This window comes from Specibacter sp. NPDC078692, assembly GCF_040686835.1.
In the GTDB taxonomy this organism is placed as follows: Bacteria; Actinomycetota; Actinomycetes; order Actinomycetales; family Micrococcaceae; genus Specibacter.
The window spans coordinates 32,615-49,872 of record NZ_JBFBLV010000005.1; the positions used below are offsets into that span (position 1 = coordinate 32,615).

12 protein-coding genes are annotated in these 17,258 nt (G+C 63.5%); 6 read left to right on the top strand and 6 right to left on the bottom strand.

The genetic code is table 11. The features are described from left to right. The first annotated feature begins 30 nt into the window (after nt 1–30). Nucleotides 31–1,962 carry a cation-translocating P-type ATPase gene (locus tag AB0O97_RS05265; RefSeq protein WP_363880761.1) on the top strand — a complete coding sequence of 644 codons (1,932 nt, stop codon included), beginning with the start codon at nt 31–33 and terminating at the stop codon, nt 1,960–1,962. 27 nt (nt 1,963–1,989) lie between these two features. Here AB0O97_RS05265 and AB0O97_RS05270 read toward each other — a convergent pair whose 3' ends face one another. Next, nucleotides 1,990–2,220, bottom strand: a complete 231-nt coding sequence (locus AB0O97_RS05270; protein ID WP_363880764.1) for a hypothetical protein — start codon at nt 2,218–2,220, stop codon at nt 1,990–1,992. A gap of 190 nt (nt 2,221–2,410) precedes the next feature. Next, nucleotides 2,411–3,091: an FCD domain-containing protein gene (locus AB0O97_RS05275; protein ID WP_363880767.1), complete on the bottom strand. Its 681-nt coding sequence runs from the start codon at nt 3,089–3,091 to the stop codon at nt 2,411–2,413. 88 nt (nt 3,092–3,179) lie between these two features. Between AB0O97_RS05275 and AB0O97_RS05280 the strand changes: the two genes are divergently transcribed. Continuing rightward, the gene (locus tag AB0O97_RS05280) at nt 3,180–4,442 is read left to right on the top strand and encodes an alpha-hydroxy acid oxidase (protein ID WP_363880770.1); all 1,263 of its coding nucleotides are present in this window, start codon (nt 3,180–3,182) and stop codon (nt 4,440–4,442) included. A 1-nt stretch (nt 4,443) separates the two neighbouring features. On the opposite strand, the gene AB0O97_RS05285 is transcribed toward AB0O97_RS05280, so the two are convergent. From AB0O97_RS05285 to araB, 4 genes are all read right to left on the bottom strand, one after another. After that, nucleotides 4,444–7,944 (bottom strand): DEAD/DEAH box helicase, encoded by a 3,501-nt coding sequence (locus AB0O97_RS05285; protein WP_363880772.1) that lies wholly within the window; start codon nt 7,942–7,944, stop codon nt 4,444–4,446. Nucleotides 7,945–8,245: 301 nt separating this feature from the next. Beyond that, on the bottom strand, nt 8,246–9,766 hold the full coding sequence (gene araA, locus AB0O97_RS05290) for an L-arabinose isomerase (RefSeq protein WP_363880775.1): 1,521 nt from the start codon (nt 9,764–9,766) through the stop codon (nt 8,246–8,248). A gap of 30 nt (nt 9,767–9,796) precedes the next feature. Then, complete coding sequence (locus AB0O97_RS05295; RefSeq protein WP_363880778.1) at nt 9,797–10,537, bottom strand: L-ribulose-5-phosphate 4-epimerase; 741 nt, start codon at nt 10,535–10,537, stop codon at nt 9,797–9,799. Next, nucleotides 10,534–12,216 (bottom strand): ribulokinase, encoded by a 1,683-nt coding sequence (gene araB, locus AB0O97_RS05300; protein ID WP_363880781.1) that lies wholly within the window; start codon nt 12,214–12,216, stop codon nt 10,534–10,536. The genes AB0O97_RS05295 and araB overlap by 4 nt, the downstream gene beginning before the upstream one ends. 363 nt (nt 12,217–12,579) lie before the next feature. Between araB and AB0O97_RS05305 the strand changes: the two genes are divergently transcribed. From AB0O97_RS05305 to yjfF, 4 genes are all read left to right on the top strand, one after another. Further along, nucleotides 12,580–13,551, top strand: a complete 972-nt coding sequence (locus AB0O97_RS05305; RefSeq protein ID WP_363880784.1) for an ABC transporter substrate-binding protein — start codon at nt 12,580–12,582, stop codon at nt 13,549–13,551. A 138-nt stretch (nt 13,552–13,689) separates the two neighbouring features. After that, entirely contained in the window at nt 13,690–15,216 is a 1,527-nt protein-coding gene (locus AB0O97_RS05310) for a sugar ABC transporter ATP-binding protein (RefSeq protein WP_363880787.1), read from the top strand. Then, a complete protein-coding gene (locus AB0O97_RS05315; RefSeq protein ID WP_363880790.1) occupies nt 15,213–16,244 on the top strand; it encodes an ABC transporter permease in 1,032 nt (343 codons plus the stop codon). The genes AB0O97_RS05310 and AB0O97_RS05315 overlap by 4 nt, the downstream gene beginning before the upstream one ends. Then, nucleotides 16,244–17,248: a galactofuranose ABC transporter, permease protein YjfF gene (gene yjfF / locus AB0O97_RS05320; RefSeq protein ID WP_363880792.1), complete on the top strand. Its 1,005-nt coding sequence runs from the start codon at nt 16,244–16,246 to the stop codon at nt 17,246–17,248. The genes AB0O97_RS05315 and yjfF overlap by 1 nt, the downstream gene beginning before the upstream one ends. Nucleotides 17,249–17,258 lie beyond the last annotated feature (10 nt).

Below are 17,258 nucleotides of genomic sequence, written 5' to 3' on the forward strand. Positions count from 1 at the left end.
AACCCCTGCAGGCACAAGCCAAGGAGCATCATGACTGGCAGGACCAAAGCCCGGATCGCCGCCGCGACCGGCATCATGCTGATCGCCGCACTGGCGTTTCACCTCGCAGACTTCTCTGCATGGCGCGACGGCTTGCTGTTCGTCTCGGCCATCACCGCCGGGGTCCCCACGGCCATTCGCGCCTTCCAGGCGCTGCGCCACAAGGCGTTCAGTATCGATCTGCTCGTGACCATCGCCGTCGTCGGCGCCCTGATCATCGGCGAATACGTCGAGGCCGCCGTAGTGTCCTTCCTGTTCATTTTCGGCGCATGGTTGGAGGCCCGCACACTAGAGAAGACGCGGCGTTCGCTGCGGGATCTGGTGGACATGGCCCCGCAAGAAGCGCAGGTGATTCGTGACGGCGTGACGCTCACCATCAGCGTGGACGACGTCGTTGTGGGTGACCACGTGGTGGTCCAATCCGGCGGGCAGATCCCGGTGGACGGCACCATCACCAGCGGCCAAGCCCTCGTCAACGAGGCAACCATCACCGGCGAACCGGTCCCCGCGTCCAAGAAGGCGGGCGACAGGGTCTACGGCGGCACCATCGTGGACAACGGCTTCATCGGGATGACCGCCGAGCAGGTGGGCGACGACACCACGTTCGCGCAGATCATCGAACTCGTCGAGGAGGCACAGGATTCCAAAACCAAAGCCCAGCGCTTCCTCGACCGCTTCGCGCAAATCTACACGCCGTCCATCGTGGTCCTGGCCGTGATTGTGCTGATCTTCAGCCAGAACATCGAGTTCGCCCTGACGTTCCTGGTCATCGCCTGCCCCGGTGCGCTCGTCATCTCCACCCCGGTCTCCATGGTCGCGGGCCTTGGCAACGGCGCCCGCCACGGGGTCCTCGTCAAGGGCGGCGACGCGCTGGAACGCTTCTCCAGGATCGACGCCATGGTCTTCGACAAGACGGGCACTCTCACCGTGGGCCGCCCCGAGGTCACCGAGGTCTTCCCCTTTGGCACGCACGACGCCGGACACCTCCTTGATCTGTCGGCCCGCCTTGAGCTGGCTTCCGAACACCCGCTCGGACGCACGATTGTGGAAGAGGCCCGCCTGCGCGGCCACGAGGTGAGCATTGCACCTACTGAGGTGGAGGTCATCAAGGGCGGCGGCATCCGCGGGCAGGTTGACGGCTACACCGTGGCTGTCGGCTCACGCCGGGTCCTGTCCGAGATGGGCGTGGCCCTGCCGGCTGCTGCAGAGGAGCACGCGGTTCAACGCGAGCAGGGCGGCAACACGGCAGTCTTCTCCGTGGTGGACGGTGAGCTGGCCGGTGTCATTTCGATCGCCGACCAGATTCGTCCGGAAGCGAAGGCTGCCATCGCGGCCATGCGCCGCCGCGGCATCAAGACGTTCCACATGCTCACAGGCGACAATCGCCACACCGCCGCTCTCGTGGCAGCCGAGCTCGGCATTGATGAAGTCCGTTCCGAGCTACTGCCGGCCGACAAGGTCCGCATTGTCCAGGAGCTGAAGGACGCCGGGCACCGCGTGGCCATGGTGGGAGACGGCATCAACGACGCCCCCGCCATTGCCACGGCCGATGTGGGCCTGGCCATGGGCGCCGGCACGGACGTGTCCATCCAGACCGCGGATGTGATCCTCATGGGCAACCGCTTTGACCAGCTGGTGCACGCATACTCGCTGTCCAAGGCGACCGTGCGGAACATGAAGCAGAACACCGTCATTGCACTTGGCACGGTTGTGCTGCTTCTGACCGGCGTCCTGCTCCAGAAGGTGTTCATGGCAACGGGCATGCTGGTGCATGAGATCAGCGTGCTGGTGGTCATCATCAACGCGGTCCGGCTGGTCCGGTACCGGGACAAGCGGGCTGCTGCACCAACGGCAGCAGCTGAACTGCCGCCGATGGATGAGCAAGGCGACTTCCGCGAGGGCGAGCTGGCCGCAAGGAACTAGCGGAGCTTCGCAAGGAAGCATCCGGCATTAGCCAAGACCCCGTGTGGCAGCTCGCTCCACTGGTGCGGCAGGATCAATCCTGCCGCACCAGACGCACGTCGCGATGGCACCCAGGTTGTCACCGTCGTTCTCAACCGCAGTGTCCACGTACAGGACGTCACCGTCCCATCTGGCGTTTCCTTGGAGTGTCGCACCCATGAGCATGGCCACGCCGCCGTCGGTGAATTCCATGACAGCCGTCTGGTGGTCTTCCAACACTGGTCAGTTGCTGAAGGCCCGGCCGCTGCGCCGCCGGGTACCTGATCCGGGCCGCCGCCGCACGCTGTGGCGCCCACGGCAAGCATGGCGGCGGAACCAACGCCCCGCACGGCAACAGTCTAGGAACCCGCATGAAAGTTTCCTTAAACACGCTTCACCAGCCGGGAGCAGAGCACTCGTCTGGAGAAGTTCAGGCCACTCCGGCTTCGGTGTAGAAGCCCTCAACATGGGCCGTGACGAGCTGGGAGGCGAGGGATCCGTCGTCGTTCTTGATCGCTGCAAGAATGGCGCGGTGCTCGGCACGCAGGCGCTGCACGGTTGCTTCCCAGTCCGGCAGGTTGCCCGTGAGCCTGCTGCCGTAGTCCTTGATGGCCTCCCGCAACGAGCCGAGGATGGCGCTGATGACGACGTTTCCGGCCGCCTCCGCCAGGGCCAGGTGGAAGCGGACGTCGAGCTCCAAAAACTGCGCCACCGCCGAGGTTTCATCCATCCGGTCCAGCAGCGCTGCGGCCTCGTCGAGGGCAGGTGAATCGGGGCGGGCCTCGAGTGCGGCCCAGGATTCGAGCAGCACGCGGGTCCGCACAATGTCCCCGACAGGCAGGTGGGAGGTCGCCACATGCAGCCTCAGCGCCAGCCCCAGCGCCATGCCGGGATCGGCAATCGCCACGGTGCCGGCGTCGGGCCCCGACCCCACACCCACCCGGACAACACCCATGACCTCAAGGATCCGGATGGCCTCACGGACGGAGGTGCGTGAGACCGCAAGCTTCTCGGCAAGGGTCCGCTCGGGCGGCAGGCGGTCTCCCAGCTTCAGGTCGCCGGCCGCGAGCTGGCTCTCGATCCAGTTCAGGACAACTTGGTGTGTGCGCATGGAACCATCCTACTTTGTGTGGTTGGACCATAGGGGCTAGGGTGGGAAGCCACGGCGAGCAACCAATGTTCCCCAGCCAGGAGGCGGCATGACGCAAACAACTGAACCCCGAAACGCCGAACCGGCCGCGCTCAAGCGCCGAATCCCAAAATACTCGGAAATCGCGCCGCTGATGCAGTTCAAGAAGCCCGAGTTCAGCCGGGCCTCCAGGCTGCGCCGCGCCAGCACCATCTGGGATTTGCGTGACATGGCCAGGCGCCGCACCCCGAAGGCCCCGTTCGACTACACGGATGGCGCCGCCGAAGCGGAAATAACGCTCCGCCGGGCACGCCAGGCGTTTCTGGACATTGAATTCCGTCCCGGCGTGCTGCGCGATGTCTCCAACATTGATCTGGGCACCGAGATTCTGGGCAGGCACTCAACCATGCCCGTTGGCATTGCCCCCACCGGATTCACCCGCATGATGCAGTCTGAAGGCGAGTATGCCGGCTCCCAGGCAGCGGAGGCTGCGGGCATCCCCTACACGCTCTCCACCATGGGCACCGCGTCCATCGAAGACGTCGCAGCTGCGGCGCCGGGCGGACGCAACTGGTTCCAGCTCTACCTGTGGAAGGACCGCGACCGCTCCCTGGAGCTGATCGAGCGCGCCTCCCGGGCCGGCTATGACACGCTCATGGTCACGGTGGACACCTCCGTGGGCGGCGCCCGGCTGAGGGACGTGCGCAACGGCATGACGATTCCGCCGTCCCTGACGCTCAAGACGGTGCTCGATGCGTCCTACAGACCGGCCTGGTGGTTCAACTTCCTGACGCACGAACCGCTCAGCTTTGCCTCGCTGTCCCGGCATTCGGGCACCGCTGAATCCCTGATCAATTCCATGTTTGACCCCACCCTGACGTACACGGACCTGGATTGGCTCCGGGAAATCTGGAAGGGCAAGCTGGTGGTCAAGGGCATCCAGACGGTCGACGACGCCCGGAAGTCGGTTGCCCACGGCGCCGACGGCGTGGTCCTGTCAAACCATGGCGGACGCCAACTGGACCGGGCCCCCATCCCGTTCCACCTCCTGCCGGAAGTCACCGCCGCATTGAAAACAGGCGCCGGCAACCCGGCCATCATCCTGGACACCGGCATCATGGCCGGGGCGGACATCATCGCGGCACTGGCCCTGGGTGCGGACTTCACCATGATTGGCCGCGCCTATCTGTACGGGCTCATGGCCGGCGGGCGGGCCGGGGTGGACCGTGCCCTGGCGATCCTGGAGACGGACATGAGGCGCACCATGGCCCTGCTGGGCGTCAATTCCATTACGGAACTGACGCCGGAGCATGTGCGAATCCTGCAGGGCTAACTCAGGCGTCGAACAGGCCCCTCACGTCGTCGGCGGTGATGGCTGCGGAGAACATGGCGTCGTCGTCCATGACGGAGGTGAACAGCTTCGCTTTTTTCTCCTTCAGCGCCATGACCTTCTCCTCGATTGTGTCCTTGGCGACCAGGCGATACACCATGACGTTCTTGGACTGGCCGATCCGGTGGGTCCGGTCCACCGCCTGATTCTCGGTGGCCGGATTCCACCACGGATCCAGCAGGAAGACGTAGTCGGCCTCGGTCAAGTTCAGGCCGAACCCACCGGACTTCAGGCTGATGAGGAACACCGGCGCCTTGCCGGACTTGAACTTCTCGATGACCGCACCGCGTTTGGTGGTTTTCCCGTCAAGATACGCATAGTCAATGCCGGCCGCATCCAGTCGCTCGCGCGCCTTTCCCAGGAACGAGGTGAATTGGCTGAAAATCAGCGCCCGGTGCCCCTCGGCCACGACGTCCTCGAGCTGTTCGAACAATACGTCAAGCTTGCTGGACGGGGTGCTGGCGTATTTCACATCGACCAGCGAGGCGTCCAGGCTGAGCATCCGCAGCGTGGTGAGTGATTTGAAAATGGCGAAGCGGTTCTTGTCCATGTCGCCCAGCAAACCCATGACCTTTTGGCGCTCGTGCTGCAGGTGGCGCTGGTAAATGGTGCGATGCCGCGGCGCCAACTCCAGCTCGAGGACCTGTTCCTGCTTGGGCGGCAGCTCCTTGGCCACGGCGTCCTTGGTGCGTCGCATGATCAGCGGCCTGATCCGCCGGCGCAGCTGCTTGAGCCGTTCCGCGCCACCGTCCTTCTCGATCGGTTTGCGGTAGTAGTCGGCAAAATTGGTGGGCGACGGGAACAGCCCCGGGGAGGTGACGGCGAATAGCGACCACAGCTCCATCAGGTTGTTTTCCATGGGCGTTCCGGTGATGGCCAGCTTGAATTTCGCCGGGAACGCTCGCGCCAGCTGGCTGGCCTTGGTGAGGTGGTTCTTCACAAACTGCGCCTCGTCAAGGATCAGCCCGGCCCATTCCTGGCTGGCGTAGGCCTCATTGTCCAGCCGGAAGAGGGCATAGGAGGTAATCACGACGTCGGTCCCGCTCACCAAGGAGGCAGCGTCGCCGCCGCTCTTGCGCAGGGTGTCGGTGACGGCGGTGGTGTTCAGGGTGGGGGCGAAGCGGCGCGCCTCGGCCTCCCAGTTGGATACGACCGAGGTGGGTGCCACCACGAGGAATGGTTTGCTGCCTCCGTCCGGTGAGGCGCCCGCGGGTTCCTTGGCGCCCATCGTGGATTTGGCATGGGTGATCAGTGCCAGGGTTTGCAAGGTCTTGCCCAGGCCCATGTCGTCGGCCAGCACGCCGCCGAGCCCGTTGCTGTACAGGAAGGCCAGCCAGTTGAAGCCCTCCTGCTGGTACGGGCGCAGTTCGGCGTGGAGCGTGTCCGGCACCGGAACTGTGGCAACTTCCTGCAATTCAAGGAGCCCGCTGACTGACTTTTCCCACGCTGCAGCTTCTTCGACGCTGGTGGACAGTTCCTTCAGCTCTTCCCACAACCCAGCCTGGTAGCGGCTGATTGTCAGCGATTCGCCGGGTTCCTGGAGGCTTTTCGCCTCTTCGATGAGCCGGCGCAGCTGCGCGAACTCGGGCTGGTCCAGGGCAAAGTAGTGGCCGTTGGGCAGCATGAGGTGCTCTTCGTCGGTAGCCAGGGCCAGGAACAGCTCACCGAACGGGATCTCTGTCCCGTCCAGGGTGACCGTGACACCCAAATCAAACCAGTCGCCGTCGTTGGTGCCCTTGGTGCTGATGCCGATCTGGGGTGTGCCGGTCAGCTCGGTGTACTCGGGGGCCGATCCTGAGGTGTCCACGCGCACGTGTTCCATGCCGGCCAATATGGGCAGCGCGATGTTGCTGAAGCGGGCGGCTGCCACGTTCTTCAAGTGGACCGGCTCGTTGCTTCCGGGGTGCATGCTGGGCGCGTGCGGGAACGGGTCCCTGGTGGCTTCCGGGAAGTCGACGAGGGCCTGGGTGACCAAGTCCAGCAAGTTGGCTTCAAAGGCTGGGTTGCGGTTGCCGGTCTCCTCGCCCGTCATGGGGCGCCGGAGGGTTTCCTCCCCTACCGTGTACTCCCAGTGCCAGTGCAGTTCCAACGACGGCGGTGCCCCGGCTTGCGTTTTTTGGGCACCGACCCTGCCGCGGCGGCCTGACTTGGCCGGTGGTTCCGCTGCCACGTGTGTCACGGTCAGGACCAGTTCGGGGGCGTGAATCTCGGGCAGGCCGGCCAGACCCTGCCCCGGGCGAACATCCATGGTGCTGCGCAGCTTCGGGTAGTAGTTCTTTACAAAGCGTTCGCGGTCGGGCGCAGGAATGTCCACCGGCACCCTGGATGCGATCAGTGTTTCCAGCTGCTCCCCCACCGCGCCGTCCAGCCGGGCGAAGTGCACGGCCCGCTGGTTCAGGGGGCCGTCCTTGTCCTTGCCTGCATCCCACCAATACAGGCCGTGCGCCGGCTCCCCCATGAGGCCCAGCCTCGCCGGTTCCAAGACTGCGCCGTCGTTTGCCTTGGCCAGCGGAACCAGACGGATGCCGCCGTCGGGCATGGCTTGGATGCTGGTGCCGACCGAGGCGGCCCCCTCCCAGGTGATGCTGGAGTTCTTGCGAGATGTCACAAATTCCAGGCCAATGCCGGAGGCCTGGTCCAAAAGATTCCACAGCAGCGGGGAGTTGAACCCGTCAAGGTAGACCCATTTCCCGTTGACAGGGGCGGAGTGGGCGGCCTGGTACAACGAGTGGAAGACCCGGATCCATTCGCGGTGGGCGGTGATGATGCTGTCGTCGTACTGCAGACGGTAAAGGGTGTTCCAGGCGACGTTGCCAACAGTCCATTTGCCGGAGGTCCCCAGCGTGACCGGGCGAACGCCCAGGCGGATGTCGGCGGGCATTTTGTCCTTGTCCCGCGGCGCACCCCAAGGATCCTTTTCGACGGTGTCCACGAGTTCAAACTGCAACGCCATGGGGGTGCGGACAGCCGGGACCGCAATGGTCTTGCCCCAGCGGACCGGCGGCGTCTGCACGGGAGGGTCCAGGAGGACCTTAAGCTGCTGCTCCCAGACTGCCAGTTTGGGCGGCGCCGCTTTCTTGGCCTTCGGCGCAGCCTTGCTTGGCGTGTGGCCGGCTGCCGGTGCACCACCGTCCGCTTCTTCCAACAGGCGGTTGGTATGGAGAACCAGCGCTGCCACATGCTTGCAGTCCCATCCCACGGGGCATTCGCAGTCGGTGCTTTCAATGGTGATTCCGGACCCGTCTTCGCGGAAATAAACAAGCGTCTCGTACACGCTGCTCCGGCTGCCTGACACCCGGCCCCGAAGCGTCATTTCATCCTCGTCCCACGTGATCCAGCTGACGTGGCCGCTGCTTGCATACTCCAGGCCGCGGTGCATCGCGGCCTGGCCAACAAGGGTGCGCAGCTGCGTGTAATCGACGTAGGGAATGAGGGAAAGATCCATGTCTTTAAGGCTACCCACCGGGTGCGACATTATTTACCTGCAATGTCGGTGCCCGGGAGTATGGTGGGCGCCATGATGGAGGAACTAATTGACACCGACATCGGCACCTACCGCATTCGCACAGCCCCCGGCAGCCACTGCCTGTTGGATATTGACGGGCGGACGGCGAGCAGCTGGACCTACTCAGCGTGATCGCATGCTGGGTGGGCGGACCGAAGGGAGCTAACCACAACACGCAAAAGCGCCCATCCGCAATGGATGGGCGCTGCTGCGTAACAATATGCGGTAGGAAAGGAGTGGTTTAGAACCCCTGGGCCAGACGGTAGTAGGCCTGGTTCCAGCGGATTTCCCGGGCGAAGCCGCGCTGCGTGGTGTCCTCGTCAATGACCAGGAGCTCGGCTTGGAAGATGTCGGCGAAGTCTTCGAATGCCTCAATGCCGACGGCGGTGCTCATGACCGTGTGGTGGGCTGCACCGGCTTCGAGCCAGGCTGCGGCGGAGGTGGCAAAGTTGGGCAGCGGCTTCCACACTGCGCGGGCCACGGGCAGGTTCGGCAGCGGCTCATCCAGCGGGACCACCTCGACCTTGTTGGCGGTGAGGCGGAAGCGCTCGCGCATGTCGGACAAGGCCACCACCACACCGGCGCCGGGATCGGCGTCGAACACCAGGCGCACTGGATCCTCGCGGCCGCCAATGCCCAGCGAGTGCACCTCCAGCGAGGGCTTGGTGGTTGTCAGTGACGGGCAGACCTCGAGCATGTGCGCGCCAAGGATCTTTTCCTGGCCGGGGATCAGGTGGTAGGTGTAATCCTCCATGAGGGAGGCACCGCCAGGCAGACCTTCACCCATGACCTTCGCGGCTCGGATGAGGACAGCCGTTTTCCAGTCTCCCTCGGCACCGAAGCCGTAGCCGTCGGCCATGAGCCGCTGGACAGCCAATCCGGGGAGCTGGCGCAGGCCGCCCAGGTCCTCAAAGTTTGTGGTGAATGCACCAAAGTCGCCGGCTTCCAGGAAGCTGCGCAGGCCCAGTTCGATCTTGGCCCCGTAGCGCAGGGACTCATGGCGTGCTGCGCCGGGGTGCAGCTCGGGAGCCACGTTGTAGAGGCGCAAATATTCCTCGATGAGGGCGTCAACGTCGGATTCCGAGGAGGCGTCAACGGCCTCCACCAGCTCATTGACGGACCAGCTGTTGACGGAGACACCAAAACGGATTTCCGCTTCAGTCTTATCCCCCTCGGTGACGGCCACGTTGCGCATGTTGTCGCCAAAACGGGCCAGCTTCAGAGTGCGGACCTGGGCAACAGCGGCTGCCGCACGCGTCCAGGTACCGATCTTGTCCCGGACCAGCGGGTTGGACACGTGACCAACAACCGTCTTGCGGGCAACGCCCATGCGGGACTGGATGTAGCCGAATTCCCGGTCGCCGTGGGCAGCCTGGTTCAGGTTCATGAAGTCAAAGTCGATCTCTGCCCACGGCAGTGCCTCATTGGCCTGGGTGTGCAGGTGCAACAGCGGCTTGTTCAGTTCGGTGAGCCCGCGGATCCACATCTTGGCCGGCGAGAAGGTGTGCATCCAGGCAATCAGACCAATGACCTTGTCATCCGAGTTGGCGTCCAGGGCCGCGCGGCGGATTGACTCGGAGTCCTTCAGGACGTCCTTGAAGACCACGCGCACGGGGATCTCGCTAGATTCTGCCAGGGTCTTGACCACTTCGGCGGACTGTTCGGCCACCTGGTGCAGGGTTTCCTCGCCATAGAGGTTCTGGCTTCCGGTCAGGAACCAGACTTCGTATCCGGACAGGGAGTTGTTCAACTTCAAAGACATGTTCATTCCTTCAAGCACGATGTGGTTGGGTTACTGTCCGTAGACGTTTTGGTAGCGCTGGTGGAGCTGGTCAATATGGGCGTTCTCAATGGGGATCATGGTTCCCAGTTCACGTGAGAGGTGCACCGTGCGCGCCACTTCCTCGCACAGCACGGCGGCCTTGACGGCGGCCCTGGCCGTTGCACCGATGGTGAACGGGCCGTGATTTTGCATCAGCACGGCCGGCGAGCGCGAGCCACTGAGCGTCTCGACGATGCCCCGGCCGATGGAATCGTCACCAATGAGCGCGAATGGACCGATGGGGATTTCCCCGCCGAATTCATCGCCCATCATGGTCAGCACGCACGGGATTGGCTCGCCGCGCACGGCCCATGCCGTGGCGTAGCTGGAGTGCGTGTGCACCACCCCACCCACCTCGGGCATGTGCCGGTAGACGTAGGCGTGCGCTGCCGTGTCGGACGACGGCGTCAGTTCAGGATTGCCCCAGCCCCCGTCCACGGGCGTGCCGAATAGGTCGGTGACCACCATGGATTCGGGCGTGAGCGCGCCGTAGTCCACGCCGGAGGGCTTGATGACCAGGAGGTCCTCACCGGGCACCCGGGCCGAGACGTTGCCTGCCGTCCACACCACGAGTTCGTAGCGGACCAGCTCGGCGTGCAGCGTGCACAGCTCGTCACGGATCGCAGCGATAGCGGCCACGACGGCGCTGGATGCTGCGGGTGTTTCCGAAGATCGGGTTTTGGCTGATCGTGATTCGGCCGAGTGGCTCATGCCCCCACCTCCACAGCAACCTTGTGTGCGTTGCGGGCAATGGACTTGAGCCGGTGCATCACATTGTTGGTGCCGCGACCAAAGTAGTCGTGCAGCAGCTGGTACTCGGCAAACAAGGCGTTGTACGCGCTCACATTCTCCGGGACGGGGATGACCACGGCCGCGTTCACGCTGCCCATGGCCTGCGACGCTGCCCGGATGTCGGGGTAGAGTCCCGCGGCCACGGCGGCATGGATGGCGGAGCCCAATGCCGGGCCCTGGCTTGAGCCGATGGTGGACAACGGCATGTTCAGCACGTCGGCGTAGATCTGCATGAGCAGCGGGTTTTTCATGAGCCCGCCGGCCACAATGAATTCTGTGACGGGAACTCCGGCAGTGTTGAAGGTTTCCACAATGACGCGGGCGCCAAAGGCCGTGGCTTCCAGAAGTGCGCGGTAACCGTCCTCGGGGCGTGTGGCGAGGGTCTGGCCCACCACCACGCCGGAGAGCTCATGGTCCACCAGGACTGAGCGGTTCCCACTGTGCCAGTCCAGGGCAACGAGGCCGTGCTCGCCAATGTTTTGGCGTTCAGCCAGTGTGGTCAAGTATTCGTGGATGCCCACACCGCGCTTGGCGGCCTTGGCGTGGTAGCTCTCGGGCACCGAATTCTTAATGAACCAGCCGAAGATGTCGCCCACACCGCTTTGGCCTGCTTCGTAGCCGTACAGTCCGGGGATGATCCCTCCGTCAACCACTCCGCACATGCCCGGCACTTCGCGCAGTTCGCCGGAGCTCATGACATGACAGGTGGAGGTGCCCATGATGGCCACCATCTGGCCCGGATCCACGGCCTTGGCCGCAGGGGCCGTGACGTGTGCGTCAACATTTCCCACGGCCACGGGAATGCCTTCGGGCAGTCCTGTCCAGGCTGCGGCTTCAGCAGTCAATGTCCCGGCAACATCACCCAAGTTACCGATGGGATGCTCCAGCTTGTCCGCAACAAAGCGGGCGAAGCCGGGGTTCAACGCCGTCAGGAAGTCGGCGCTGGGATAGTTCCCGTCCTGCCTGATGCCTTTGTATCCGGCGGTGCAGGCGTTGCGGACATAGCTGCCGGTCAGCTGCCAGACAATCCAGTCGGCGGCCTCCACCCAGTGGTCCATGGCCGCATAGACCCCGGGCGCTTCTTCCAACAGCTGAAGTCCCTTGGCGAACTCCCATTCCGAGGAGATCAGTCCGCCATAGCGCGGCAGCCAGTGTTCCCCGCGTGCGGCAGCCAGTTCGTTGATGCGCTCCGCTTGGGGCTGTGCTGCGTGGTGGCGCCACAGCTTCACATAGGCATGGGGCGCGTTCGCCCACTGCGGCAGTTCGGACAGCGGTGTGCCGTCCGTGGTGGTCGGCACCATGGTGCAGGCCGTGAAGTCCGTGCCGATCCCCACGACCTGGGCCGGGCTGATGCCGGCCTGGGCGACCGCCGCAGGCACTGCCTGCTTGAGCACCTGGCGGTAGTCCTCGGGGACTTGGAGCGCCCAGTCCGGCGGGAGCCTCTCGGCTGAACCGGGAAGGGTCCGCTCAACAACGCCGTGCGGGTACTCGACCACGGCGGATGCCAGCTCAGCGCCATCCCGGACACGCACCACTACGGCCCGCCCTGACAAGGTGCCGTAGTCAATGCCAATTACGTAGGATTCCTGCGTCCCCATGATTTCCTTTCAGACGATGCAGCCGGCCAGCCCTTTGCAGGTCGCCAGAAGAACATGCTTGTGAACGCTAACAATTGCACAATTGAAATGCCTCGTCAAGGGTGCCCGGGTATCAAATACGCAACTGTTTCACCACCTCCCACGATCTCAGGAGGTGCATATCGGCGCGGATTCGCGGGACTTTGGGCGAAATTGGCCGACTCCCCGAAGTTTCGTGACATTCGTCCGTCGCACACTTGACAATATTTGTGTGAGCGCTAACAATTGAGACGCAGGTCACCAGCGATCTGCCCTTGTAGCAATGACGGTACAGTCCCGGCGACTTCCCTCAGCTTCGAGAGACTGACATACCAGGAGGCTAAGTTGTTGAAGAAATCTTTGGTGGCCGTAGGGCTCGCCGCAGTACTGGCACTTTCCGCTTGCAGCGGCAGCCCCGCCACGGGCGGCACAGGCGGCGATGAAATCACCTTGGGCTTTGCCCAGGTCGGTGCAGAGAGTGGCTGGCGCACCGCCAACACCAAGTCCGTCCAGGAATCCGCCAAGACGGCCGGCATCAACCTGAAGTTCTCGGATGCCCAGCAAAAGCAGGAAAACCAGATCAAGGCCATCCGCTCCTACATTCAGCAGAAGGTGGACGTCATTGCGTTCTCCCCCGTTGTCGAGTCGGGCTGGGACACGGTATTGAAGGAAGCCAAGGACGCCAACATCCCCGTCATCCTAACGGACCGCGCCATCGATTCCCCGGATAAGACCCTGTACAAGACCTTCCTCGGCTCGGACTTTGTACTGGAAGGCGAGAAGGCAGCCGAATGGCTGATCAAGGACAAGGAAGCCGCAACAGGCGATGTGAACATCGTTGAACTGCAGGGCACCACGGGCGCAGCCCCGGCCAACGACCGCATGTCCGGCTTTGCCGATGTCATCAAGGCCGAATCCAAGTTCAAGATTGTTGCTTCACAGACCGGCGACTTCACCCGCTCCGGCGGCAAGCAGGTCATGGAGGCGTTCCTGAAGTCCAACCCGAAGATCGATGTTGTGTACGCGCACAACGATGACATGGCGCTCGGCGCCATTGAGGCCATCGAAGCTGCCGGCAAGGTGCCCGGCAAGGACATCACCATCATCTCCGTGGACGCCACCAAGGACGGCATGACCGCCGCCGCTGATGGCAAGATCAACTTCATCGTCGAGTGCAACCCGCTCCTGGGCGACCAGCTGATGGACCTGACCAAGAAGGTCCTGGCCGGCGAAACCGTTCCGGAGCGCGTGGTCACCGAGGAAACCACCTTTGATTCCGAGCAGGCCAAGGCAGCCCTGCCGGACCGCAAGTACTAAAAACGCTCCACCAGAAATGATCAGGACGTACTGACCCGGGCGGCGGTGCGGTGCCGGCCAAGGCGCCGCACCGCCGCCCGAAACAGCAGAAGAGTGGGCGGAAAGCCCATCCACCCACCTCAGCAAAGGTGAAACCCCATGAATGAAGATGTACCAGTGGTGACAATGGAGGGGATCTCCATTGAATTCCCGGGAGTCAAGGCCCTGGACTCCGTTGATTTCCGATTGTTCCAAGGCGAAGTCCATGCCCTCATGGGTGAGAACGGCGCCGGCAAGTCGACCCTGATCAAGGCCCTCACCGGCGTGTACGGGATCGACTCCGGCACAATCGTGGTGCTGGGACGGCAGGTGCGGTTCAACAACCCCGGCCAGGCCCAGGAAGCCCGCATTTCCACCGTGTACCAGGAAGTGAACCTGTGCGCGAACCTCAGTGTTGAGGAGAACATCCTGCTGGGGCGCGAGCCCCGCCGCGGCGGCCTCATCAATTGGAAGGCCGTGCGCTCCCGCGCCACGGAAATCCTCTCCCGCATGCACCTGGACATCGATCCGGGCTCCGAGCTCTCCAGCCATTCCATCGCCGTCCAACAACTCGTTGCCATTGCCCGGTCGGTGGAGGTGGACGCCAAGGTGCTGATCTTGGACGAACCCACCTCATCCCTGGATGCCGGCGAGGTCCAGCAGCTCTTCCGGGTCATCCGCGAACTGCGCGATTCCGGCGTCGCCATCCTCTTTGTCTCCCACTTCCTGGAGCAAATCTACGAGATTTCCGACCGCCTTACTGTCCTGCGCAACGGCCAGCTGGTGGGCGAATACATGACGCGCGAGCTGCCCCGTCTGGAACTCATCGCCAAGATGATCGGCAAGGACATGGACGCACTCGATGCCCTCGATGACGGGCCCTCCGCGGTCCGCGAGGCCCCCGGCCCCGACTCCGTCCCCGTGATTGCGGCCAAGGGCGTTGGCCGCAAGGGCAGCATCGACCCGTTCGATTTGTCCATCCACCCCGGCGAGGTCATCGGGTTGGCCGGCCTGTTGGGCTCCGGTCGCACCGAACTGGCCCGCCTGCTCTTTGGTGCAGACAAGCACGACGCCGGATCCCTCACCGTGGGCGGTTCCTCCGAAAAAATCCGCACACCGCGCAACGCCATCAACGCCGGCATTGCCTTCAGCTCCGAGGACCGCAAGGCCGAGGGCCTCATTGGCGACCTGAGCGTGCGCGACAACCTGGTCCTGGCCATGCAGGCAAGCCGCGGCTGGCTCCGGCGGATCCCCCGCCGCCAGCAGGACGAGCTGACGGACCAGTACATCAAGGCCCTGGACATCCGCCCGGCCAACCCCAATTCGCTCATCCGCAACCTCAGCGGCGGCAACCAGCAGAAGGTGCTGCTGGCGCGCTGGCTCATCACCTCCCCGAAGCTGCTGATCCTCGACGAGCCCACCCGCGGCATCGACATTGGCGCCAAGACCCAGATCCAAAAACTGGTGCTCTCGCTGGCCAAGGACGGCATGTCTATCCTGTTCATTTCAGCCGAGCTGGAAGAAGTGGTGCGTCTGTCCAACCGGATTGCGGTGCTGCGGGACAGGAAAAAGATTGCAGAACTCATCAATGACCATGTGAGCGTCAATGACCTCATGGAGACCATCGCAGGCGGAACCACATCATGAAATCATTTCTCCGGGGGCATCTGCTCTGGCCAGTTATGGCACTCATTGCCCTGCTGGTGTTCAACCAGGTCATGGCCCCAGACTTCCTCTCCCTCCGCGTCCAGGACGGCCACCTCTACGGCAGCCTGGTGGACATCCTGCGCAACGGCGCACCAACTGTCCTGATCGCGCTCGGCATGACCCTAGTCATCGCCTCCCGCGGCATTGACCTCTCGGTGGGCGCCATCGTGGCCATCGCCGGGGCGGTGTCCTGCACCTATATATACAACTCTCCGGACCCGGGCTCGCTCACGACGGCGGCAATCGCCGTCGTGCTTGCCGTCCTGGTGGGACTGCTCATGGGTGTGTGGAACGGCTTCCTGGTCTCGGTCATCGGGATCCAGCCCATTATCGCCACCCTGGTGCTCATGACGGCGGGCCGCGGACTGGCCCAGCTGGTGACGGGTGGGCAGATCATCTCCGTGTCCAACACCCACTTCAAGGCCATTGGCGCCGGCTACTTCCTCATGCTCCCGATCTCCATCCTGATCACAGTGGTGGTTTTTGCCCTCACCGCACTGCTGACCCGCAGGACGGCGCTGGGCACGCTGATTGAATCCGTGGGCATCAATCCCGAGGCCAGTCGGCTCGCAGGCATCAATGCCCGCACCCTGACCTGGATTGTGTATGTTTTCTGCGCCCTGTGTGCGGCCTTGGCAGGCCTGATGATCAGCTCGAACGTGACCGCGGCGGATGCCAACAACGCCGGCCTGTACATCGAGATGGACGCAATCCTGGCCGTCGTCATTGGTGGCACCTCGCTCATGGGCGGACGCTTCAGCCTCACCGGCACCGTCATTGGCGCGTTCATCATCCAGACCCTGACCACCACCGTCTACACGGTGGGCATCGCCCCCGAAATCACCCTGGTGTTCAAGGCAATCGTGGTCATCATCGTCTGCCTGCTGCAATCGCCCAAGCTGCGCGCCATGCTCAGGAAACCCGTCAAAAAGCCCGTTGCAGCCCCGAAAGTGATGGTGTCCAACTAATGAGTGTCCTGACACGCACCCCCGTGGCCGCCGGGTCCAAGCAGAAGCGCGCCCTCACCACCTCCAAGTTCCTGCCGGTCATGGTGACCTCGGGTTTGTTTGTGCTGATGTTTGCCGTGGGCTCGTTCATGTTCCCCGGTTTCTTTTCCGGCCAGGTGATCCTGAACCTGTTCGTGGACAACGCCTTCCTGCTGGTCCTGGCCGTGGGCATGACCTTTGTCATCCTCACCGGCGGCATCGACCTCTCAGTGGGCGCCGTAGTGGCCCTGTCCATGATGGTTGCCGCCAGCCTGCTCCAGGCAGGCTGGCGGCCGGCCATCACCATTGTTGTGGTGCTCGTGGTCGGCTCGCTGTTTGGACTGCTCATGGGCCTGGCCATCCAGTACTTTGACATCCAGCCGTTCATTGTCACCCTGGCCGGCATGTTCCTGGCGCGCGGGCTTTGCTATGTGATCAGCCTGAGCTCCATCACCATCACCGACAGCTTCTTCACGACCATGGCACAGACCCGGATCAAGTTCCCGGGCGGGATGTTCATCTCCCCCAGCGTCATCATTGCCTTGGTGGTGGTGGCCGTTGCTGTGGTCATCCTGCACCACACGCGCTTTGGCCGGACCGTCTATTCCATTGGCGGCAGCGAACAGTCTGCCGTGCTGATGGGCCTGGCTGTGCCCCGCACCAAGGTGATGGTCTATGTCATCAGCGGCCTGTGCTCGGCCATTGCCGGCATCCTGTTTTCCTTCTACAGCCTGTCCGGCTACAGCCTCGCAGCCCAGGGCATGGAGCTTGATGCCATTGCCGCCGTCGTCATTGGCGGAACGCTGCTGACCGGCGGTGCCGGGTTCGTCATGGGATCCGTGGTGGGCGTGCTGGTGCTGGGCATTGTCCAGACCTTCATCTCCTACGACGGAACACTCAGCTCGTGGTGGACCAAGATTGTCATCGGCTCACTGCTGCTGGTCTTCATCATGCTCCAGCGCGTGTTTACCCGCAGAAAATCCTGAGCGGCGGTCC

What these genes read in the sequence shown, in the direction of transcription:
- AB0O97_RS05280 (WP_363880770.1), top strand. Translation starts at nt 3,180, where the DNA reads ATGACGCAAACAACTGAACCCCGAAACGCCGAACCGGCCGCGCTCAAG.
- araA (WP_363880775.1), bottom strand. Translation starts at nt 9,766, where the DNA reads ATGTCTTTGAAGTTGAACAACTCCCTGTCCGGATACGAAGTCTGGTTC.
- AB0O97_RS05275 (WP_363880767.1), bottom strand. Translation starts at nt 3,091, where the DNA reads ATGCGCACACACCAAGTTGTCCTGAACTGGATCGAGAGCCAGCTCGCG.
- AB0O97_RS05310 (WP_363880787.1), top strand. Translation starts at nt 13,690, where the DNA reads ATGAATGAAGATGTACCAGTGGTGACAATGGAGGGGATCTCCATTGAA.
- AB0O97_RS05265 (WP_363880761.1), top strand. Translation starts at nt 31, where the DNA reads ATGACTGGCAGGACCAAAGCCCGGATCGCCGCCGCGACCGGCATCATG.
- AB0O97_RS05295 (WP_363880778.1), bottom strand. Translation starts at nt 10,537, where the DNA reads ATGAGCCACTCGGCCGAATCACGATCAGCCAAAACCCGATCTTCGGAA.
- araB (WP_363880781.1), bottom strand. Translation starts at nt 12,216, where the DNA reads ATGGGGACGCAGGAATCCTACGTAATTGGCATTGACTACGGCACCTTG.
- yjfF (WP_363880792.1), top strand. Translation starts at nt 16,244, where the DNA reads ATGAGTGTCCTGACACGCACCCCCGTGGCCGCCGGGTCCAAGCAGAAG.
- AB0O97_RS05285 (WP_363880772.1), bottom strand. Translation starts at nt 7,944, where the DNA reads ATGGATCTTTCCCTCATTCCCTACGTCGATTACACGCAGCTGCGCACC.
- AB0O97_RS05315 (WP_363880790.1), top strand. Translation starts at nt 15,213, where the DNA reads ATGAAATCATTTCTCCGGGGGCATCTGCTCTGGCCAGTTATGGCACTC.